This is a genomic window from Halorubrum sp. B52 (genome assembly GCF_059752555.1).
In genome coordinates, this window is sequence record NZ_MWTG01000007.1 from 592,476 (window position 1) to 614,921 (window position 22,446).

Sequence of the window (22,446 nt, forward strand, 5' to 3'; positions counted from 1 at the left end):
ACCAATGGTTTTATGCTATTGGTCTATGTACCAATAGACGAGGATGGCCTCGCCGACCGACGAAGATCTCGATGGGATACGCGAGGTGAGGAAATACCCGACGGGACTGTCGTCCGCGTGTTTTGCATGCGGACAACGCGTGCCGCGTATCCATCCGGGTGGGCCTACAAGCTGCATTACGGCGCGATAGAGCCGCCTCGCACGCTCGACGATGGGACAATCCGTCGGTACGACAACTCGCACGAGGACACGAAGGGACATAAGCTACACGTCGCACCGGATCCCGATCCAGACATCATCACGTTTCCCGGCATGGTCGCGCTCTGGGAACGATTCTGGGACGAGATTCCAAAAGCCGAGTTTGCGGTGGATTAAGGCCAGCACACCACGGTGATACCATGACAGACACCACGCCGCCACTACATCCGATGGAGCGCGAACAGCTTCTGACCAGTTCGACGCTCGTCCTCACCGTCACGTCGTCCGAGGAGTTCCACGACGATGTCACCGTCAGCATGACAGCGCTTGCACGGGGCGAGACGGTTGAAGCCACGCCAACGCTCTCGTTCGCCAGTTACGATGAGCTCATGGAGACGGTGACGCCGCGCGTGCTCGATCTTATCGAAGCGATTCGTCGGAACGAACCAGCCAGCATCAACGAGACCGCGCGCGTCGTCGATCGGGACGTGAAAAACGTCCACGAGGAGCTCAGCCGGCTCGCTCAGTTGGGGATCATTGTCTTCGAGGAAGACGGCCAGCGGAAGCGGCCAGTCGTCTGGTTCGACGAACTCGTCATCAACCTCCCGTTCGATCCGGAAATGGACGACACGACAGCGGCCGCCCCTTAATATTCGATCGCCGCGGAGTAGCGGTCAAGCACGAGCACGAACGCCGCGCCCGCGACGGCCGCCAGCGCGAACCGCGGCGCGGCGGCCCGCCACGACTCCCCGCTCTCCGCCAGTCGGGTCGACACCTCGAGGAGCGGCGCCCGGAGCGCGCCGACGACGAGGCTCACGAGGAACGCGAGCGTGGCGGCCCGGGCGCGGGCGAGCGCGTAGCGAACGGTGTGCGCGATCGTGAACAGCCCGACGACCCCGCCGAGGAGAAACGTCACAACGGGGGGGAGCGTCTCGACGAGCGCGTCGCTCCCGTTCCCCGTTAGAAGCGCGGCGACCCCGTCGACCGCGCGGCTCACAGTTCCCGACATGTACTCGTACTGGCCGAGCACGATCAGCAGCAGCGACCCCGAGACGCCCGGGAGCACCATCGCGCTGACCGCGACCGCGCCGGCGACGAAGACGATCGGCAGCGAGATGCCGATCCCGGTCGAGGCGACGCCCGAGGCGAGAAAGGCGAGCAGGAAGCCCGCGCCCGCCGCCGCCTTTCGTCGGGGCGTGTCGAGCGCGACGCCGCCGAGGAGGACCCCCGCCGACGCCGCGATCAGCCCGAAGAAGAAGCCGTACGTCGCCACCGGGCGAGTCGCGAGGAGGTAGTCGACGCCGCTCAGCACGGTGACGACCGCCGTGCCGATCCCCGCGCCGAGCACGAGTAGGAAGGCGCCGTCGATCTCGTGGAACGCGGCGCGGGCGTCCGGAATATTGGCGGGCCGGACGCCGGCGAGCACGCGCCGAACGCGGGCGAGGTCGATCGCGGTGACCGCCGCGATCAGCCGCTCGTAGATGCCGACGATGAGCGCGATGGTGCCGCCGGAGACGCCGGGGACCGCGTCCGCGCTCCCCATCGCGACGCCCTTCAGGTACAACGTCGCCCACTCCCGGAAGCCGGCCATGGTGGTTACGGGCTCACGCCAGTGGTGACGGTCGCGTCGACGGTCGCGTCCGCCAAGACCGGAGTCGCGGGCGCGAGCGTCGCGCTCTCGTTACCCGATCCGTCGCCGCCGTCGGAGCCCCCGTCGACCGGACAGTCGGGGTCGCCGCTCGGGCAGTCGACGATCTCTTCTTCCAGTTCGACCGTCGCCGCCGCGTCGTCGGCGCCAACGACCTGCGCCTCGGTCACCTCGACCTCTCCAACGCGCTGGGTGGTGTACAGGTCGTCACCGGTCGTCTGCGCGGTGCTGACGGTGTACGCGCCCGTCGCGCGGACGCTCGTGTTCGTGTAGCCGTTCTCGGGGCCGAACTCGTCGTAGCCGGTCGTCGAGTACGGCACCGTGAACTCGAAGTTCCCGTTCGAATCGGCCTCGGCGTACTGCGTGTACTCGAACGTCTCGCCCGAGGGCTTCCGCATCTCGACGGTCGCCTCGACCTCCTGGCCGGGCTCGGCGCCCGACCCCTCGATCGTCGCGCCGGGGACGCGTTCGAACGTCTTCACGTAGTCGTCCTGGAACGCCGCGAGGAACGACTTGCCGAGGATGTCCTCGACGCTGGTCCCCTCGGGGACGAGCTGCTGGAGCACCCGCACCTGCAGCGCCGAGGGCGACTGGCTCCGCGCCTGCGAGGCGTGGACGAGCCGGTGGTGTTCGAGCGCGGCGACGCGCTCGGAGGGGAGCGTGCCGACGCCGCCGACCTGGGCGCTGCCGTCCTCCTCGACGTAGGCGCGCGCCGCGCTCATGTTGTCGAACTGCCGGACCGTGGTCGTCGGGTCGGCGGGGAGCGTGTTCACCTCGACCTGCTCGCCGCCCCGCGTCTGGGCGGTCCGCGTCTCCCAGTCGACCACCACGGGTTCGGGGTCGACCGCGCTGCCGTGGTGCTCGTACAGGCGGATCATCTGGCTCTCGTGGTAGCGCTGGGTGTTCACCTGCATCACCGTACTGAAGCCGCCCTGCTCGGTCTGCTGGTAGAGCACGCGGTTGAAATCGGAGCGCGTCTCGTTGCCGGAGTAGAACGTGACGGGCGCGCCGAACTTGGAGTTCGGCGACGCCATCTGCCAGTCGACCATCACGTAGCGGGTGTGCTCGCCCTCCGTGCTCTGGCTCGCGAGGACCTCGCGGGACGCCTCCTCGCTCGGCGCGAGGAGGTAGTCGGCCGCGTCGCCCGCGTTCTGCTGGAACGGGTTCGCGTTCGGGATGCGCTCGGCGCGGGTGGTGATCCAGTGGCCGTAGTCCCACCACGACTGCACGCCGTAGGCGCCCTCCGGGTAGTCGAAGTCGCCGTCTGCCGGGCGCTCGTAGGTGCCGTACAGCTCCATGGGGTTGTCCGCGCCCTCGAGCTCGCCGGGCGTGGGCGTCTCCTCGTTCATCCACTGGAGGCTGCCGTCCCACTGGGTGACGCCCCCGGGGCCGGTGTTCGCGCCGGCGGCCCAGACGGGCGTCGCCATCGCGACGAGCGGGACGATGAGGACGACGACTAAGGCGATCGCCGTCATCGCCTGCCACCCTTCGACGTCGCGGACGTCGTCGAGCGAGCGCAGGCTGATCGCGTCGAGAGTTACTTGGAGGAAGTACGCCGCGCCGACCGCGACGATCACCGCGAGGTAGTAGTTGAAGCGGGTCTGCGTGAACGCCGCGCTCCCGATGAACGCCGCCCACACGGCGAAGTAGAGTTCCTCGGCGTCGTACTCGACGAGGAACGTCGCGCCGACGAGCAACGCGGCGGCAATAACGAGGCCGACCACCTGCCAGCTCACGCCGACGACGCCGCCGATGGCGCCGTAGAGCTGGGGGACCGCGTAGACGGAGCCGATGACGGCGAGCGCGGCCGGTATATAGAGGGTGTGGTTGAGGTCATCGGAACGGTAGAGAGGACGGGCGATGATATACAGGACCGCGGCGAGCGCGAGGAAGAATGCGAAGCCGTACTGCGAGAGGACGAAGTCAGAGAAGGCGGCGTTCTGGAGCGGGGGTTGGCCTTCGCCGATCGTCTGGAATGTGGCGCGAGCGCTGAAGCCGACGAAGTTCAGGAGGTTACGGGTCAGCGTCGACCACAGCGACGGGAGTGCGAACCAGACGACGCCCGCGGACGCGAGGATGAGTCCGCCGACGGCCGGCGGGTAGGTGTTAGTTTCGAGTTCGCGCGACTCCCACTGCCGGGCCATCCACGCGAGGAAGACCGCGCCGACGGCGACGCCGAGCGGGAGGACGACCTGAGTGAGCGAATAGTCAGTAACGCCGAACGAGAAATTGTCAAGCGGAATTACCTGCATCAGGCCGGCGACACCCATCGATACCGCGCCCGCGAAGGCGATCGGTTCGGGCGTGGTGCCGTGGTACACGTCGCTCGTGATCTTCACCGCGAGGAAGACGCCAGTGAACCCAACCATAAGGACGCCGGGCTGCCACGTCCACATGTAGAGGCCGAGCGCAACACCCGCAGCCGCGGCGTACGCGGCCGGCCGCTTGAGCGCGTCCCAGTCGCGATCGATGACGATCTCCCAGACCGGTGCCTCACGCTCGGCGACCGCGAAGGCGACGAGGAACGCGAGGACGGCGAGGCTCTGGAAGAGGACCTCGGCCGCGCTGTGATCCGGGAAGCCAACGAGACTGTAGCTGAAGAACGTGCCCGGGAGAAGCGCGAGGACGACGACCGCCGCGACCGCGGCGAACCGGTCGACGAGCCGACGCGCGATGAAGTAGGTCGGGATCGCGACGAGCGAGCCGGCGATCGGGGCCATGATGAGCATGACTTCTTCGGTGCTGCCCATGAGCGGCCGGGCGATCCAGACGCTGACCGCCATGATGTGGTCCCAGAGGGTGCCGAACTGACCAGCCGATCGTCCGACCGGGAAACCAGTCCAGACGTCGAAAGGAAGGGTACTCGGCCAGTTCTCGAGGAGGTAACTCGTCTCGCGGAAGTGGTACCACGCGTCGTTGCCGCGGAAGTACACCTCGCCGTTTTGGATGAAGTTACCGTACGATCGGAGGCGGGTCCACAGCATGAACGCGAGCGCCCCGAGGAGGATCGGGACGTGATAGTAGGACTCGAAGTAATCGAGTAGTGACATCTCCTCTGTATCAGAGGAGGAACGGGTTCCGCTCATTACGTGCAACGACTGGCAAAATGCGCATAAGCCTTTTGACCTCCGTCCGGAGTCAGGTCCGGATTCTTTCGCGTGAGACAATCAGATGGGTCCAGTCTCACCGAAAGCAATGTTCCCCACATCGTGGGTACTCCGGTTTGTGCAATCCTCAACCGAGCTCAGACAACCGACTTCAGTAACCGATGAAATTGGCCGCCACTGATGATTGTCCCAGTCAAGGCGCACGGGCCGAGCCATCGACCCAACAGAACCAGTCTCGCGTTCGAGGAACACCCGACTTGCCTTGAGGTCGGCATGGCCCTCGAATCCACAGGATCCACACTGAAATGTGTCTTTCTCTCGGGTTGTGTCGTCTCGTTCACCGCATTCTGGACAGTCCTGTGTCGTCCACGCCTCGGATGTTTCGGTGAGTTGGATGCCGTACTCCGAACAGACCATCTCAAGTCGGTTAATAAATCGTCTGAACGCCCAGAACTCGTGTGTCTTCAGGTTCACCGTCGCTGACCAGTGTGATTCGATTACGCCGGTGAGGTCACCAATGTACAGGTCTGAGACGCCCTCCTCGTAAAGTCGTTTGAGGAGGTCACGAACGAGAGCGTCTTGGGCATGATTTCGGCGTGCAGACCGGCGTCGGTAGAGCCGCCGTATTCGGGTTGTCAGCGTACGCCTGTCGTTTTTCGCCTCATACGCAGCGATCTTCCTTGTAGTCCCCAGAAAGCGTTCGAACAGCTGGCGTCCACGATAGAGATATTGCTTTCCTGTTGTAGTTGTGCATGCGACGAGGTTGTTCGCACCGATGTCGAGGGCTGCCTTCTCAGAGGCAAGTGGTGAATCCAGCTCCGTCTCGTCGACAGTCACTGGTTGGTGTGCCCGGTACGTATCGGTTACCTCGTCGTACTGTATCTTCAGCTGTCCAGGATCGCCCTCCCATCTCGGCTCACCGACGACTTCGAGGCGGAGTCGCTCGTGATATCCGAGTCCATACTCATTTTTTAGTTGTTGTCCGACCGGGATCTCGAGCCGACTGCGGTCACCCCATTCGAGGGTATACTGGTCGTAGCGAACGACCGTATGGAGGTCACGACCGTCTGCTTCGTTCCCCCAATAGCCCGGCGGCGATGCCTCATGTGAAGGGTCTTCTAAGAATTTAAAGAACGATTCCCACGCGAATTTGTTTTTCCGCAGTACCTGCTGCGCATTTGCGTAGCCGAGGACATGTTTGTACCGGTCAAGATGTCCTGAGGCATCCCAGACACTCTCGTCATCAAAGAACAACTGCCGTCTGGCGTAGGTCACCTCGTTCCAGAGTGCAGCACTCGCATCGAGGACAGTGCGCAGCATCTCCTCACCGTCTTCGTCGAGTGGCCGAATCTCGAAGACGTTCGTTCGCTGCATATATTGGATCACGTGCTCCAAAAGTAAAAGAGTTCCCCTGATAAGAGAGTCGTTTTATATCATCTACCAACGGAGTAAGAGTATGCCCGGTGACAACGGTAGCGGGCGACCGCAGAAAGTCACAACGGACGACGTGCTCAGAGAACTTCGTAGCGTCGACGAGCCGGTCGGAACGGCTGCCGAACTTGCCAGAGAACTAGATGTCTCTTCACAGACGGTTGTTCGACGGCTCGAAGAACTCGAAGGCCGTGGAATCGTAGCCCGAAAACAGGTTGGTGCAAATGCTGTTGTGTGGTGGATCGTTGCCGAGGAGCACGTCGAGTAAGGAGCTTGAGATTGAACTTCTCAAAGTGCACTGCGGAGAGTAAGTCTTATTTTTCGAAGTGGTGAATCTTCCACTGAATGAAGGTCTCCGTCGTCATCTGCACGTACACGATGGACCGCTACGACGTCTTCACGGAGGCTGTCGAGAGTGCGCTCGCACAGACGTACAATCCGATCGAGGTCGTGCTCGTGATCGACGGCAACCCCGAGGTGTACGAGCGGGCGGTCGAGGACTTCAGCGAGCACAAAAACGTTGTCATCTCCGACAACGAGGAGAACCAAGGCATCTCATACAGTCGAACGCGCGGCGCGGAGCTAGCATCGGGCGAGATCGTCGCGTTCATCGACGACGACGGCGTGGCTAAAAAAGACTGGATCGCAAAGCACATCCAAACCTATGAAGAGACGGACGCGGTTGCAGTGGCAGGGTACGTTGCACCGTGCTGGCAAAGAGAGAAGCCCGACTTCTTCCCCGAGGAGTTCTATTGGCTCGTCGGCTGTACAGAGCTGGGCTTTGCGGAGGACGGTGAGGAGGTCCGGAACGGATACGGCTCAAACGTATCGTACAAACGGAACGTCTTTCTCGACGTCGGCGGCTACGACATGAATACGGGTCGGAAAGGGGATCGGCATATCCAGGCACATGAGGCACCTGTGGGGATCCGGATCCGGGAGGCATACGGACAGGGTGTCGTGTACGTCGAGGATGCGGTGGTACATCACAAACTGTTCGACTACCGTGGTGAGTTTCGGTGGCTTGTGTTTCGATCGTTCTGGCAAGGGTTTTCCAAGCGTGTGATGGAGTTACTGTATCCGGGTGCACAGGGAAACGAAAGCGCCTATCTGAAGGATCTAGCGGGGAACCGTATCCCAACCCGTCTGAAGCGAGCTATGCTTAGACCGTCGCTTGCGGAGGCACAGCGGATCGTCGCAATTGTTGTGTTCACAGCTGCGGTCGGGCTCGGTTACGCTTACGGGCTCACAAAACGTGACGTGTTGCGAGAAGAGGTTGACACAGCAGAGACAACCGCCGATACATCAACCGACAACTGATCGTGCATCTCGTTGCAGAGATAACAGTAGTTTTGCCGTTAACACGTTGCTGTTAATATATTTGTACGGTATACTGCTCCTCTTTCTTTGACTCTGCTGAATCTCAGCGCATTACTTTCATATAGATCTCAAGAAGTTGGTCACCGATCTGATCCCAGCTCACGTCGCGAACAATAGTACGACCGTTCGATCGGTTGCCGGACTGAAGTACACGGTGTAGATTATTGGTGAGTTCCTTCTCAGTAGTCCCAACTCCTGAGGGGGACACGTTCATCAATCGCTCTTGAACGTCGCCGACATCAGTTGAGATTACGGGCACATTACACGCCATCGCCTCTTTGACCGTGTTCGGAGACCCTTCGTGTTTTGAGGTCAATAATAAAGCATCTGCTGCGTTGATGTAGTAGACAACCTCCTCGTGTGGCACTCCCGAGATCGTCTGTAGAGTGATCTGTTCGCCCATACGTGATTCCACGCGTTCAACGATCCGCTTCGCCAATGGGTAGTTCTTCCGCTCGTATTCCGGAGAATACGGAAACAAGACATGGGTCCCCTCACCAGCCCATCCAACACGCTGGCGCGCTTCAATTCGATCGATCGGCCGAAATCGGTCCAGGTCGACACCGCTTGGTACAATATACGCATCTTCTCGACCCAGAAGCTCCCGCATCTCCTCACTACGAACCGTGACCGCGTCGGCCCGCCACGCGCAAGCTTTCGTTACCAATCCGTCGAATCCGATGACATCTGATCCCCAGAGTGTCAACACTACTGGCAGCCGAAATTGTGTTATCGCATATGGTGCAGTGAGTCCATAATTCGCGTGTATCAGGTCGTATTCACCGGAATGCAACTGCCGACGAACTTTTGGGACAAACTGGAGATACTGTTTAATCCCACGTGTTCCACCTATGTCACCGTCGATCTGCTCGGCTCCAGGAACCTCAACCACCGTGCAGGTGACACCTTTCTCTTCGAGTGTCTCGATTTGCTGTGTGAAAAATATCTCCTCAGAGGTGGTGAGATGGAGCACATGAAGATCGTCACCGGTCGACATTGGGCGTATCGAGTAGTTATATTTTTGTCTCGCGGTTATACCCTTCGGTGCGGTTTTGAGGAACTAATATCTGTACTGTCAGGCCTCTTCGTGCGCAGTTATTTATGCTGGTGGAAAGAGACCATATCTCTCGTTCACCTACGAAAACAAATCAGTTCTCTGAATAGATATGCCGCTCACAAAGTATTTCCCATCCCACCGATACCGCATATGTATGCAAGCAGTCGTACTCGCCGCGGGCAAAGGTACGCGCCTCCGTCCGCTCACTGACGACAAGCCGAAGGTGCTCGTCGAGGTTAATGACACGCCGCTCATCGAGGACGTCTTCGATAACCTGATCGACGCTGGTGCCACCGAACTCATCGTCGTCGTCGGCTTCAAAGCTGAACAGATCATCGACCGCTACGGTGATGAATACCGCGACGTTCCGATTACCTACACACACCAGCGCGAGCAGCTGGGCCTATCACATGCCATCCTCCAGGCAGAGCCGCATGTCGATGGCGATTTTATGCTCATGCTCGGCGATAATGTCTTCCGCGGCAATCTTGAAGACGTGGCCAGCCGTCAACAAGAGGAGCGTGCTGACGCTGCGTTCCTCGTTGAGGAGGTTCCCTACGAAGAAGCATCCCGATACGGCGTCCTCGACACAAACGAATACGGCGAGGTCGTCGAAGTCGTCGAGAAGCCCGACGACCCGCCAAGCAACCTCGTGATGACCGGCTTCTACACGTTCACACCAGCGATTTTCCACGCGTGTCATCTCGTCCAACCCTCCGACCGCGGCGAATACGAACTCCCGGATGCGATTGATCTGCTCATCCAGTCCGGTCGCACCATCGACGCAATTCGGTTAGATGGTTGGCGGATTGACGTCGGTTACCCTGAAGACCGTGACCGTGCCGAGGAGCGGTTGGACGATAGAGCAGACGGGGAGAAGTCAGAAGATGCCGAACCAGACGAAGCTATCGTCGACAGTTGAGATTCTCTCATCGATGATGTAGCAGATTTCTCCTCGTATTGTCCAATAGGAACAGTTCCGCAAACGACTAAGCGTTAGTCCCCTACCACTATTCGTAATCGAGTACGGGAGCAATGTACCCAGCTGCGGAGATTTCGCAACCGTGCTAATCGTTTCGGTGGATTGTGCCTCAGAGTGGTATTACAGTCTCAGATCCATCTAGCTCGTAATCAAGACTTTTTGTCGCTTGCAGAGCACAGGCCACCACCAGTTGAGAGACTAGTCCAGTGCTGGCCACGATCAATTATCGAATCGGACAGACAAACTGAGGACAATTAGTCACGACACTCATCACTCTGTTTAATCAGCAGACCACAGAATAATGTCTCGCGTGTGCTGCCGCTCAGCGGTTAAATTCGATAAAGAAAAGCGCGTGTGGGTCGGCCCGCGGGGGCCGATGGTTAGCGAGCGTGGAGTATCGCTGCTGCGTTACTCGGTACGCCGCGTAGCGAGGAGCGCAGCCGCGATGAGGGCCACGAGGGCCACGAGAGCGCCGAAGCCGGGCGTGGAGTCGTCGGTGCCGCCGTCGCCACCGTCGTCTCCGTCGCCGCCGTCGTCGCCGCCGTCAGCGCCGTCGTCGCCGTCGCCACCGTCGTCGCCGTCGCCACCGTCGTCACCGTCGCCACCGTCGTCGCCGGTGGATTCGATGGTGAGCGTGCCGGTCGCTTCGTCGTCCTCGGTGGAGATACCGTGCTCGTAGTCACCAGCGTCGAGGCCGGACGTGTCGGCCGTGAACTCAACGGTCTGGCTGCCGCCGGCTTCGAGCGTGACTTCCTGGCTGTCGAGCTCCTCGCCGTCAAGCGTGAGCGCGACAGACTGGGTGCCTTCTGCGTTGCCGGTGTTCTCGATCGTCGCGGAGACGGTCACCGAGTCACCAGCCGTGGCGGTCGCCTCAGACGGGTTCAGGTCCGAAACCTCGAAGGTCGAGGTTTCCTCAACGGCTTCGACGACCGTTCCGTCAGCCTCTACAGCATCGTTCAGCTGGAGCTGCTGCACACTGAGCGTGTACTCGTCGCCAACGGACGTGTCGCTGAAGTCGAATTCTGCTTCCCACGTACCGTCACTCGAGACGTTGACCTCGTCGTCAGTCTTGACGAACGAGGGCTGCGTACCACTGTCGGAGCGGGCACGAACGGTGAACTCCGTACCAGGAGCCACGTTCGAGGTGCCCGTCACGGTCTGGCCTTCAGCAGGCGTCACGTTGAACGGATCGTTGTCGAATTCAGCCGTCCGCTCGGCAACGTTGAAGTCGGCCGAAACCGTGTTGTACGAGTCTTCGAACTCATCAGTATCAACGTTGTCGTCCGGGTTCAGGAGCCGCTGGTCCTGAACCGTGAACTCAACGTCGAACTCGTAATCCTCGTCGTCCTCCAGACCGAGTTCGGAGGTGTCGAGAACCACGTAGTAATCGTTGTTCTCTTCGTCAACAACGACGTCGATCTGGCTCGCAGTTGGAGTGATCTCTAAGCGGTCCGCGTTCGGACCCGCGCTGTCGCGGGTCTCGTAGACACGGAACTCAAGTGCGTTATCGTCGTTGAGGTCGCCGTCCGCGTTCGAGATGCTGTTATTTGCCAGGTAGGCAAGCTGCGCACTCTCGTCTTCCGAGTCGACATCGGACTGCTGACCAGCGAAGTCAAGCGCGCCTTCGAGGCCGCTCGCACTGATCTGGTGAACACTCGTGTCACCGTGCGCGAAGCTGCTCGTCTGCGTCACGTCGCCGTCTTCGACGGCGGTCGTGAGCACGTCAAGCTGCTCGTCCTCATCTGCGTCGAGGAGGTCGCTTGCGGTCTCGTCAGAGGTGGTCCACGTCTGGATACCGTCCGTCGAGCGCTCCTCGATGAACAGCGTCGCAACGTCGTCAGACGAGTCGATAGTAGTGTCGTAGTTACTGGATGCAGACGACTGGACGTCGTAGTCACCAGAGGCGAGGATATCGTCGAGCCCCGTCTCATTCTCGAGGGTGATATCATCGTCGTCGTCGTCCGTATCAACGAGTGTCACCGGCGCCTCAGCAGCGCTGGTGTTGCCGGCTGGGGAGCCAGCAGTGTTGTTGATACCTGCGGTATAGGTGTTGAATTCCAGCGTGACCTGGTCGTCGTCACCGAAGTCGTCGATGCGCACGTTTGCCTGGTAACCGAAGTCATCTTCGTTGCCGATGACGACCGTCCCAGAGCTCGCCGCACCGTCAGCCGTGACGGTGAACTGGACATTGTCACCCTGTGCGGTGGTCAGGCTGGACTCTTCGATGTTGACATCGCCATCACCGACATCCTGCACAGTGATGTTGTCCGTGTCCTCAGCTGTCGAGTCGACAACAGACACGTCGAATTCGTACTCATCGGCATCGATGTCAGTGAAGTTCAGTTGGTGTTCCGTGTCTTCACCGCTGAAGAGAGTGATGTATTCGTCTTCACTGTGGAGCGCGATGTCGTTCGATATGTCGTTGTCTCCCTCGGTGTTGGTTCCATCACCGACGGCCTCGGAGTGGTTGGCGACATCGTAGCGGTCGTAGTCATCGCCGAGGTCAATCGTATCGGTGTACTCGTCGCCGAAGATCGCTGCAAGATCTTCCTCGTCGAGGCCCTCTGCCTGGATGTTGACGGCGTAGTTGTTACGCACGCTCGAGGAGATCTCGTAGTCGACGGTCGCGTCGTCGCCGTCGTTGCCGACCGTATCCTCATCGAATTCGGTCGTGAGGCCCTGCACAGCGACTTCGAACCGAATGTCGTCGCTGGCGATATCGTCACCAGTCGAGTTCTCGGTGATTACGTACTGACCGGCGTCGAGGTCCTCGGTCTCGATGATGACGTAGTTGCCATTATCGGGGTCGAGTGCTGCCTCAAGATTGCCGACCTCTGGGTTGTCTCCGCTTGTGTCGACCGTGCGGAGTTCCAGACCATCATCGGGACTGTCGAATCCCGTAACATTATACGCTACTTCCTGACCCTGGTACAGCGTCGCACCAGAGGTCTGCTCTTCGTTGCGGTCGAAGTCGTCGTCGAGGTTCGCCGCAGCCGCGGGGGCAGCAGCGAAACCAACGGCGACCATGGAAATAACCATGACCGCAGCAAAGAAGACCGCGTTAGCCTTCTTGCGTGTACTATTGTCGTTTGTCATTGTTGTTGTGTTCTGCGTCGCGCTGGCAGCTTTCTCCGTACCTCAGTCGCCCGATCGTCATAGACCAACATTACGTCGAGGGCACCACCGGACTCGGCTGTGGATAGTTACGTACCACGCGTTGCATCGGTAGGGGTACTGCATTCGTAACAAACACGATTATGATAAATACTTTGTGTATCCCGACTAGTGAGTAAAAACAGATTAGCAGAGGTTTCAGGCCTTGAAGCCGTAGATTTTGGTTTATAGGATGATCCTTCCACGATTAATAGATAATTACCTAACACTTATACAGCAGACAGACGTAACGCTTACATCGCTGGCTTGGCTCGCACTATATGGGCCCACTAAGGGGGCACGCATTTTGTTCTCTGGGTAGGGGACTCGCGTGCCCTTCTGCTTTACACTCGCGAGTTACGCCACTCACAGGTTGGACCTCATCTCTTTCACGTCTTCTACCTCCGTTTTTTTTAATTGATGTCGCCGAACGTGGTGTCGAGTACTTTGGACCATCAACAAATCGATTTTTGTACGTTGGTGGTCAGTGCGCGCCGTGCTCAGCCAGGTCGGCGACTGTAAGAATGTGCCCGCATTCGTCAGTCGGCGACGCTGCAGCTCCAAGTTGGTCACGACTCGTTGTGGGAGCATGACGAAAAGCGATCCACCAAGTTGAGTACTGAAGGGAAGCATGAAGATCAGGAACATAGCTCGCAGAGATCGAAACGGGTCTTGAGAGCGCAGCCGGCGTGACACTGCTCTCAGAGCGAAACAGTGTGATCGTGGACGCCACCCGTCTCAGTTTGGTCGCAGACACCAGCAGCGTCCAAACGGCAGGAAGGAACAGAGAGCGCCGAAAGCGACGATCAAGGTCGTAACGGATGGCGGAACGGTCCCGCGAGAGACGCCGAAAATGTCCGCGCAGGAGCAGCCAACCGAACTCGGCATCGACGTAGTCGACAACAGAGTACTGGCGAGCATGGAGCCCGGAGAAATCCCGTTCATCATAAAGGCGCCGGCAGGGATCTCGGTCAGCAGCGGCACAGATCTCTGGTGAGGTTCTCTGAGGAGGAACTGATGAAGATGTACTACGACTTCGCGGATAGCCTCGGTAGTGTGATACTGAAGGTGGCTACGCGGATCCAAATCAGGTGATGACAGTGTGGAAATTACTACCACAGTAAGAACTACGTGACAAAGTTACACGCGGCTCAAGTACGCGAGGCCCGGGATGGGAGTGGAGCAGGCTACGAACGCTGGCGGTCGACGAACACCGGTCGCACACGGCGACACCCGGGAGCGCAGATGTTTACGTGGCGGATCATCGGCTACTCACAGGTGCCGAGTGCTACCCGCTCGACGAGCCGACCGAGTCGGTGTACGAAGATCTCGCAGAAAAGACGTGCACCACCGCAACGGGATCAAGTTCGACAATGGAAGAGAGGACATCAAGCCGGTCAAGTACGCCAAACACGCCACGATCACGCAGGAGCAGATTCTGGCGTGGCTGAGGACGAGAAGTGCGAGCGGCGCCGGCGCGCAGCTGGCGTCTCAGACGAGAATATCTGTGACGGGTGCGGGGAGTTGCCGGAGCCGCTCGCAACAGCATCGGAGTTCACCGGTGAGCGGTGTCTGGAGTGAGCTAAACTGAATTTCGACGAAGAGCCGATCGAAGTCTTAGAGTGGTCAGAGATGAACGACGAGAACTAGAGCGGAACGGGGAGCTGATGCAGCTACAGAACGTGCTACTCCAATGGTTCTGGACCCAATGCGCTCGTCGTCAACGAGAGTAGTAGCGAGAGATACGATGTTGCAGAACTGAAGCCGCATGAGACGCGTCGATCGGTGACGCGTAGCTGTCACGGATTTTCGAGGGCTACTGGACGCACAGTTATGAGCGACGCTGCAGCTGTCACTGGGTGGTTGAGTTTGATAAAGAAGTGCCGCAAGAGGTCGGCCCGCGGGGGCCGATGGTTAGCGAGCGTGGAGTATCGCTGCTGCGTTACTCGGTACGCCGCGTAGCGAGGAGCGCAGCCGCGATGAGGGCCACGAGGGCCACGAGAGCGCCGAAGCCGGGCGTGGAGTCGTCGGTGCCGCCGTCGCCACCGTCGTCTCCGTCGCCGCCGTCGTCGCCGCCGTCAGCGCCGTCGTCGCCGTCGCCACCGTCGTCGCCGTCGCCACCGTCGTCACCGTCGCCACCGTCGTCGCCGGTGGATTCGATGGTGAGCGTGCCGGTCGCTTCGTCGTCCTCGGTGGAGATACCGTGCTCGTAGTCACCAGCGTCGAGGCCGGACGTGTCGGCCGTGAACTCAACGGTCTGGCTGCCGCCGGCTTCGAGCGTGACTTCCTGGCTGTCGAGCTCCTCGCCGTCAAGCGTGAGCGCGACAGACTGGGTGCCTTCTGCGTTGCCGGTGTTCTCGATCGTCGCGGAGACGGTCACCGAGTCACCAGCCGTGGCGGTCGCCTCAGACGGGTTCAGGTCCGAAACCTCGAAGGTCGCGGCTTCCTCAGTGGCTTCGACGACCGTTCCATCAGCCTCAACAGCGTCGTTCAGCTGGAGCTGCTGGACCGACAGGGTGTACTCGTCGCCGACGGACGTGTCATTGAAGTCGAATTCAGCTTCCCACGTGCCGTCAGCCGAGACGTTGACCTCGTCGTCAGTCTTGACGAACGAGGGCTGCGTGCCGCTGTCGGAGCGGGCGCGAACGGTGAACTCCGTACCGGGAGCCACGTTCGTCGTCCCTGTTACGGTCTGCCCCTCAGCGTTCGTCACGTTGTACGGATCGTTGTCGAACTCGGCCGTCCGCTCGGCGAGGTTGAAGTTAGCCGACACCGTGTTGTACGAGTCTTCGAACTCGTCAGGGTCAACGTCGTCGTCCGGGTTCAGGAGCCGCTCGTCCTGCACCGTGAACTCAACGTCGAACTCGTAATCCTCGTCGTCCTCAACAGGGAGGTTGGAGGTGTCGAGGATCACGTAGTAGTCATCGTTCTCTTCGTCAACAACGACATCGAAGTCGTTTGGATCCGGAGTAATCTCATCGCGGTCCGCGTTCGGACCCGCGCTATCGCGCGTTTCCTGGAGCTGGAATTCGATCGCGTTATCACTGTTGATCGAATTGAAGCTATTGTTTGCCAAGAAGGCGAGCTGCTCGCTCGCGTCATCGTCAGCGACACCGGACTGCTGACCAGCGTAGTCGAGCGCGCCTTCGAGGCCGCTCGCGCTGATCTGGTGGACGCTCGTGTCACCGTGCGCGAAGTCGCTCGTCTGGGTCAGTTCGTCGTTTTCGACGGCAGTCGAGATCTCGTCGAGCTGCTCGTCGTCATCAGCGTCGACGATGTCGCTTGCGGTCGAGTCGGAGGTGGTCCACGTCTGGATACCATCCGTCGAGCGCTCCTCGATGAACAGCGTCGCAACGTCGTCAGACGAGTCAATCGTCTCGTCGAAGTCGTCCGAGGCGCCTGACGAGACGTCGTAGTCACCAGAGGCGAGGATATCGTCGAGATCTGTCTCACCCTCGAAGGAGATCTCGTCGTCATCGTCATCCGTATCAACGACACTGACAGGGTCATCAGCTCCGGAGAGCCCTGCAGTGTAGGTGTTGAATTCCAGCGTGATTTCGTCGTCGTCACCGAAGTCCTCGATGGTCACGTTCGCCTGGTAGCCGAAGTCCTCCTCGTTACCGATGACGACCGTCCCAGTGCTCGCGGCACCGTCAGCCGTGACAGTGAGCTCAACGTTGTCACCCTGCGCGGTGTTCAGACTAGACTCCTGAATGTTGATATCACCATCACCGATATCCTCCACGGTGATGTTGTCCGTATCCGAAGCCGTCGAGTCGACGACAGAGGCTTCGAACTCGTACTCACCAGCGTCAATGCCGGTGAAGTTCAGCTCGTGCTCCGTATTCTCAGCGTTGAAGAGCGTGATGTATCCGTCTTCCTCGTGGAGCGCGTAATCGCCTTCGAGATCGGAGGTGCCCGTTTCGTCGATGTGAGCGGCGACGTCGTACCGGTCGTAGTCGTCGCCGAGATCGATCTCATCGTCGTACTCGTCGCCGAAGATGTCTGCAAGATCATCCTCATCGAGGCCATCTGCCTCAACGTTGACGGCGTAGTTGTTACGCACGTTCGAGGAGATCTCGTAGTCGACGAGGGCATCCTCGCCACCATCCCCGACCGTATCCTCATCGAATTCGGTCGTGAGGTCCTGCACGGCAACCTCGAACCGAATGTCGCCAGCGCCGCTGGTGGCAGTGTCGACATTGTCACCGGTTCCTTGCGTGGTGATTACGTACTGACCAGCGTCAAGGTTACCGGTGTCGACGATGACGTAGTCATCACCTTCGGGGTCGAGCGCCTGTTCAAGATTGCCGACTTGCGGGTCGTCCCCGCTCGTGTCGACTGTCCGGAGCTCGAGATTCCCGCCATCATAGTTGTCAACGTTCGATACGTCGTAAATCACTTCCTGACCCTGGTATAGCGTCGCACCAGAGCTAGAGCCAGCATTGCGGTCGTAATCGTCGTCGAGATTCGCCGCAGCCGCGGGGGCGGCAGCAAAGCCGACGGCGACCATGGAAAGAACCATGACCGCAGCGAAGAAGACCGCGCTAGTCTTCTTGCGTGTTGTATTGTCGTTTGTCATTGTTGTTGTGTTCTGTGTCGCGACAGTCTGCTTTATCCGCGCCTAGGTGCCCGTCCATCAGCAGCCTACGTACTCGGTGTGATACAGCCGGACTTGACTTGGATTACTCGCGGTCGTGTCGCATCGTGGGGTAGGGGCTGCAGCCAAACCTTTTGTCGGTTAGTATAAGTACTTTGTGTCGGTGTGGATTGTATGCTAATGAGCCACACGCGCGTTTCAGGGGTTGAGGCGGGCATTTTCGAATCACAACTCATGCGAGCGGAAGAGAGCTATCTGATAAGCGAAATTACGCTACGAACGACGTGTAAAAGAACATCACCGACATGTAGGAGTCCCCGTTCGGTTGGGGTCTACGTGGATGAGACGTTAATCTGATTACCCGCAATGATCTCGCCGTCGGTCACAGTGACGGTTTGGTTGCCGACAACGTACTCACCGGGGTGGGCAACTCGGATCACAGCGGTCCCGTCAGTGACCGCAGCGCTCCGAGTGTACTCAAATGTCTCGTCAGCGACCGCCACTGATGTCGTGGCAGAGACACGCTCACCGTTTGTCCCACTCACCCGTACTGTCGCGCCGGGGACGACCGCGAAGGTGCGAACGTCTTCATCGGTCGCAAGCAGCTGGTAATGCCCGGTAGCGACTGTATCGTTGGCGCCAATGCCAAGCCCCTTGTGGAGCGCACTGTAGGTTGTGTTGGTTGCGGGTGCGTTCTCTCGGTCCGTGATCACGACGTATCCGACCCGATCTTGGAAGCGATCATACCACGCATCGGGGTCCTCCGCGGCTAAATACTGATCGTGGGTACTCTGTGCGTAGCCGTAGCTCTGGGACTCACCGCTCACGAAGTAGTTGTACATTCGATTGTCGCCCCACTGGCTCAATACGAAGTTCTGTGGATAGCCGCGGTCAACGGCATCTGCGTGGGCATGGATGGTTTGTGCGGCGTCAAATTGCGCTCGGTCGTGGGTCGTCTGCCCGACAAGCGGTGGCACGAGAAGAAAGTTGAATACGAGCACAAGCGCCACCACGATGACAAGATATCCTCGCACGCGCGTTCCATCTGGAATCTGAAGGATTGAAACACCGTGTGCCGAGTCAGCATTTGCTCGGCGATCGAAGATAGAGCCACCTTCGTCATCAGAGCCGTCGTGTCCGACGCGATCCGAACGGAAAGGACTCTCTGTATCGTCAGCAGGGCTTGCAGGACCGAGCACATCGACAGGACGAGCAATATCAATCGCCGCGAGCAGGTAGACGAGGCCAATGCCTGCAACGGGAGCAATGAAGATCGCGAGCTGCCCGGCGAAACGCACCTGAATCGTCGCAAGCAGCGTGTAGTACCATGCAAAACAGACGAGCACGAGCCACCCGGGTTCGTACCGACGGGTGACGGCCCACGTCGCAACCGCGAGGACAGCAATTCCGAAATAAAATCCGAGTCCGAGCTGGAGAAGCGGGCCGAACACCACCGCAAAATCGGGGCTGAACAGCGAGACCGTCTCAGTGGCACCCTCACGGAAAAACAGATCCTCGGCTCGGGTCCGGAAGCGTTCGATCTCAGCCGGGCGGAGTCGCCAAAACGCGAGAAGACCACCACCAGCGACGAACGCCTCAACGACGACGAATCCCGTTGCTGGAAGATCGGTCCGACGCCACAGCTCGCCAGCGGCGACGACAGTGAGCGCCCCACCAGCGACAAGCAAAGGCGAGACTGCCGCAATCGATTCATGCCAGCCGAGTACGAGATGCGCAGTGAGTGCAAGCCCGGCCCCGACTGTTAGTCCTACGAGGAGGGGCGCATTCCCAAAGACGGGTGATCCATCATGCCGAATGTCGAGTGCGACACGAAACCCGACCACAGCAGCGACCGGAATGAATGTGAGCGGAGAGCCACCCCACAGATGTGCAGAAGCCGCGACAGCTACCGCAAGGCCAGCTGCAACCAGCCATGATCGCGGTGCGCGCGCATGAGCGCGGGCAGCAGAACCCGTGTCTGTCGCACGTGCGCGGCGAGCAACATCTGCTGCGAGGGCGGTTAACGCAAAGACGAGCAGCCCGAGCCACAGATACTGATGAGATTGATGGTCGAGAAAGCCGACCGACGTGTACACGACGTTGGCGGGAGCGAGTCCGTAGAAGAGTATGGCAGCAAGTGCGACGCGCACGTCACGAGTGAGGAGATACGTGAGCCGATACACGACGTAGCCGAGGCAGACGGCAGTTGCAATTGGAAGCCATGCTGCAACAGCTGGGGCAGCCTCAACACCGCCAACCAAGACTGTTACCCACCAGTTGATGGCGTGCGAGAGCGGGCGCGTGCTCGCGGCCCCACCCATATCGGCGAACAGCGCGACATCAAAGATTCCATCGGCGCGGACAGCGAGGTGCTCCTGCCAGTAGCGGAAAAAGTAGGTGTCGTTGGCGGGCGACACCACATAGCCATCACGAAGGACCGCCGGTGCACCCACAAGCCGTGCGGCGACGACAGCAAGGAGGGAGCCGACTAATGCGAGGCGTGTTTGGAGGTCGCCACTGAAGATATCAGTAAGATATCCGGGAGGAGAGAGTATGTGAGACTCACTGTCGTCGGAGGGAGCATCACTGTGAGTGGCGTCATCAGAACCGCTGGAGTCAGCCGCATCGATCGCAGCGCGGATCGCCTCTGGATTCTGGAGGCGATAGCCATCCCCAGCGGCAGTTGCGAGATCGTGGGAAACGAGTTCCCCAAACTGACCGGAATCTAGGTTAATCTCTGCAAACGTCCACGCTTCACCGTCGGCGTCGTGCTCGAGGAGGGACACGAGCGCATCTTCAGCCTCTGGATGGTCGGCGAGGAACTCGCGTGTAGCGGCGGTCGTCTCCTCGGGCGAGGGCATTGCGTTGCAACTGTGGCCGCCCCCGATTAGCGTTTTCGTTCGATGTGCCCACGTTCAACGCGAGAGCCATTACACGTCAACGTCTCATCTGCTGGATGGCATCGATATTTCAAATCAGTGGCTAATCCATTCATGTCGAGACACATCTCAGGGAGGTACGGACAAGTCGGCGTTCGACCACACACCATGGTATCACTCCCACAACAGCAATGCTGTGGGCAGCGCCACAATTGTCAATAATTACCCCCTCCCTCCGGCTCTAAAACCGTATTCCCTCGCGGGCAACTGCTACTCGCCGACACTGTTCAGCTCGAAGAGTTCGCGGACAACACTGCTGTCCGCAACCCTGTACCGACGTAGTGACGTGTTCGGAACCTCCTCAATCAGTTCAACCTCAAGCAAGAGGTCGGTGTAGTTACCAACGGTCTGGCGATGTGAGTCATGATTGATCGAAATCAGAGAAGACCGTAGCACCCGCTGAGGAGTTTAACGGAGTCGGCTACTAGTATTTTTGAGGAGTGGAGACTGCACACTCAAAGAGGAGCCCTTCGGAAACCGGCGTTCAATCACGTGATAGCGACACAGCGTGTGCCACGCTACGATTCGTTATGTCGGGGTGACGCGCCACGTGGTCGCCCCCGTGTATGACCACTTCCCGATCTCAAGGTCCTGCATCGAATCTTGCAGCTGGACGATCAACGCGCCGATCTCCTTCGGCGAGAGGCCGACATCATCGGCGATAAACTTCGCTTTGAAGTACGTCTCGCCGTCGGCGGCTTCGGCTCGGAGGAACGCGGCGAGCCGGTCGGCTTTCGACGCCGACGATTCGACCTGTGCGGCCGACTGGGTGACGATGTTCGTCGTGCTCATGACTGAGTCGTGGTGCTGTTGTGGTTGTGGCCGATGACGATACACGCCACGTGGAACGCGATGAGTGCGAGCGGGCTCCACGCCTGATCGAAGCCCATCACCCCGTACGCAGCGGGAACGTACGCGAGCGGCAACAGGATCGCTGCCCAGAAAGCGGCCGCGCGAACACTCACAACCGCTCGGTTCCAACACGCGCTCGAGAGGCTCGTCCCGATCTGCTTCGGCGCCTGCAGTGGTGAGGAGGATATCTTGCTTGACATGGGGAACACGTCTTACTCATGGCATGGACAGCCACCCCCATATAAGCGCCAGAGCGTTGGCACAACTTCAGCTGGATTAACGATTGCTCTGGTCATTTCGAGACTGTTCACCGGCACGTGAGACTGTTCAAAACAGCTTCAAAACCCATTAGATACTTCATATGAAATTTTGAGACAGTCATCTGGAATTTTGAATGCACCTCGTGTGATTCTAAATCAACATCACGAATCACCCCTGCTGGCCGCACTCTCACAATCCAGCCCTCACCGCGCGCCACCACACTCCGGCCAACGCGCGTCATGGTGTAGCCCGTTGTATCGGCGTTGACCTCGCATCGAACTCGTCGGTTGCTTGCGACTGGGGTCACAGACTTTCGGCTTACAGTCCGGGATTGAATCCGCAAATACATACGCGTACAGTCAGAATCGCAGTACAGATGCATCGACTCCGGCTCCCATTGATTCCCAATGGCATCCGATGGGGCGCCGTGATCGCGGTTGCAGGGACCATTCTGTACTACTCGATCCAAGCCGGACCGGGCACCCAGAAATTTGAGACGGGACCGCTTGGACTGGTTCCCTACTCGGACTGGCTACATTTCCTCGCGTACGCCTGCCTGGCAGTAATGCTCGCGTACGCGCTGCATGACTCTCACCTGTCAGAGTGGCGGGTGTTCGTTCTCGTGTTCGGCTGTGCCGTTGGATACGGCGTGACAATCGAACTGATGCAGTCGCGCTTGCCGTCGCGGACGTTTGCATTTGGGGATATGGGCGTCAATGCGACTGGGGCGGCCGTAGCCGTTGTCTGCTGGCGAGTGCTTGTGCGGTACGTGCGATTCTACAAGGCTTCGCGGCCGGCTGAGCTTGAACCACCACTCAGCTAGAAATCCCGCAGTGGG

Annotated in this window: 17 protein-coding genes; 8 read left to right on the top strand and 9 right to left on the bottom strand. The window is 59.5% G+C overall.

The genetic code is table 11. The annotated features are described in order from the left end of the window. The first annotated feature begins 12 nt into the window (after positions 1 to 12). Positions 13 to 375: a toxin-antitoxin system TumE family protein gene (locus B4V04_RS04455; protein ID WP_498229505.1), complete on the top strand. Its 363-nt coding sequence runs from the start codon at positions 13 to 15 to the stop codon at positions 373 to 375. 23 nt (positions 376 to 398) lie between these two features. Further along, entirely contained in the window at positions 399 to 848 is a 450-nt protein-coding gene (locus tag B4V04_RS04460) for an HVO_A0114 family putative DNA-binding protein (RefSeq protein ID WP_498229507.1), read from the top strand. Here B4V04_RS04460 and B4V04_RS04465 read toward each other — a convergent pair. The 3 genes from B4V04_RS04465 to B4V04_RS04475 all read right to left on the bottom strand — a co-directional run bounded on the left by B4V04_RS04465 (position 845) and on the right by B4V04_RS04475 (position 6,327). After that, complete coding sequence (locus tag B4V04_RS04465) at positions 845 to 1,789, bottom strand: DUF368 domain-containing protein (RefSeq protein WP_498229509.1); 945 nt, start codon at positions 1,787 to 1,789, stop codon at positions 845 to 847. The genes B4V04_RS04460 and B4V04_RS04465 overlap by 4 nt on opposite strands. A 5-nt stretch (positions 1,790 to 1,794) precedes the next feature. Further along, complete coding sequence (locus B4V04_RS04470) at positions 1,795 to 4,896, bottom strand: oligosaccharyl transferase, archaeosortase A system-associated (protein WP_498229949.1); 3,102 nt, start codon at positions 4,894 to 4,896, stop codon at positions 1,795 to 1,797. 117 nt (positions 4,897 to 5,013) lie between these two features. After that, complete coding sequence (locus B4V04_RS04475) at positions 5,014 to 6,327, bottom strand: RNA-guided endonuclease InsQ/TnpB family protein (RefSeq protein WP_498229511.1); 1,314 nt, start codon at positions 6,325 to 6,327, stop codon at positions 5,014 to 5,016. A gap of 82 nt (positions 6,328 to 6,409) precedes the next feature. Between B4V04_RS04475 and B4V04_RS04480 the strand changes: the two genes are divergently transcribed. Further along, a complete protein-coding gene (locus tag B4V04_RS04480; protein ID WP_498229513.1) occupies positions 6,410 to 6,652 on the top strand; it encodes a helix-turn-helix domain-containing protein in 243 nt (80 codons plus the stop codon). A 77-nt stretch (positions 6,653 to 6,729) separates the two neighbouring features. Further along, on the top strand, positions 6,730 to 7,704 hold the full coding sequence (gene aglG / locus B4V04_RS04485; protein ID WP_498229515.1) for a glucosyl-dolichyl phosphate glucuronosyltransferase: 975 nt from the start codon (positions 6,730 to 6,732) through the stop codon (positions 7,702 to 7,704). A gap of 103 nt (positions 7,705 to 7,807) precedes the next feature. Here the strand turns inward: aglG and B4V04_RS04490 are convergent, their stop codons facing one another. After that, on the bottom strand, positions 7,808 to 8,761 hold the full coding sequence (locus B4V04_RS04490; RefSeq protein ID WP_498229517.1) for a glycosyltransferase: 954 nt from the start codon (positions 8,759 to 8,761) through the stop codon (positions 7,808 to 7,810). 214 nt (positions 8,762 to 8,975) lie between these two features. Between B4V04_RS04490 and aglF the strand changes: the two genes are divergently transcribed. After that, on the top strand, positions 8,976 to 9,743 hold the full coding sequence (gene aglF, locus B4V04_RS04495) for a UTP--glucose-1-phosphate uridylyltransferase AglF (RefSeq protein WP_498229519.1): 768 nt from the start codon (positions 8,976 to 8,978) through the stop codon (positions 9,741 to 9,743). Between the two features lie 468 nt (positions 9,744 to 10,211). Here the strand turns inward: aglF and B4V04_RS04500 are convergent, their stop codons facing one another. After that, on the bottom strand, positions 10,212 to 12,830 hold the full coding sequence (locus tag B4V04_RS04500; protein WP_498229521.1) for a BGTF surface domain-containing protein: 2,619 nt from the start codon (positions 12,828 to 12,830) through the stop codon (positions 10,212 to 10,214). A 979-nt stretch (positions 12,831 to 13,809) separates the two neighbouring features. Between B4V04_RS04500 and B4V04_RS04505 the strand changes: the two genes are divergently transcribed. Further along, a complete protein-coding gene (locus B4V04_RS04505; protein WP_498229522.1) occupies positions 13,810 to 13,953 on the top strand; it encodes a hypothetical protein in 144 nt (47 codons plus the stop codon). A 446-nt stretch (positions 13,954 to 14,399) separates the two neighbouring features. After that, on the top strand, positions 14,400 to 14,537 hold the full coding sequence (locus B4V04_RS04510) for a hypothetical protein (protein ID WP_498229524.1): 138 nt from the start codon (positions 14,400 to 14,402) through the stop codon (positions 14,535 to 14,537). A gap of 361 nt (positions 14,538 to 14,898) precedes the next feature. Here B4V04_RS04510 and B4V04_RS04515 read toward each other — a convergent pair whose 3' ends face one another. From B4V04_RS04515 to B4V04_RS04530, 4 genes are all read right to left on the bottom strand, one after another. After that, positions 14,899 to 17,469, bottom strand: coding sequence for a COG1470 family protein (locus tag B4V04_RS04515; RefSeq protein ID WP_498229525.1), 2,571 nt, complete (start codon positions 17,467 to 17,469; stop codon positions 14,899 to 14,901). 419 nt (positions 17,470 to 17,888) lie between these two features. Further along, complete coding sequence (locus B4V04_RS04520) at positions 17,889 to 20,417, bottom strand: hypothetical protein (RefSeq protein ID WP_498229527.1); 2,529 nt, start codon at positions 20,415 to 20,417, stop codon at positions 17,889 to 17,891. A gap of 606 nt (positions 20,418 to 21,023) precedes the next feature. Beyond that, a complete protein-coding gene (locus B4V04_RS04525; RefSeq protein WP_498229528.1) occupies positions 21,024 to 21,287 on the bottom strand; it encodes a DUF7123 family protein in 264 nt (87 codons plus the stop codon). Beyond that, complete coding sequence (locus B4V04_RS04530) at positions 21,284 to 21,547, bottom strand: DUF8028 family protein (RefSeq protein WP_498229530.1); 264 nt, start codon at positions 21,545 to 21,547, stop codon at positions 21,284 to 21,286. Before B4V04_RS04530 ends, B4V04_RS04525 begins: the two co-directional genes overlap by 4 nt. A gap of 437 nt (positions 21,548 to 21,984) precedes the next feature. On the opposite strand from B4V04_RS04530, the gene B4V04_RS04535 reads away from it, so the two are divergent. Next, entirely contained in the window at positions 21,985 to 22,431 is a 447-nt protein-coding gene (locus tag B4V04_RS04535; RefSeq protein WP_498229532.1) for a VanZ family protein, read from the top strand. Positions 22,432 to 22,446 lie beyond the last annotated feature (15 nt).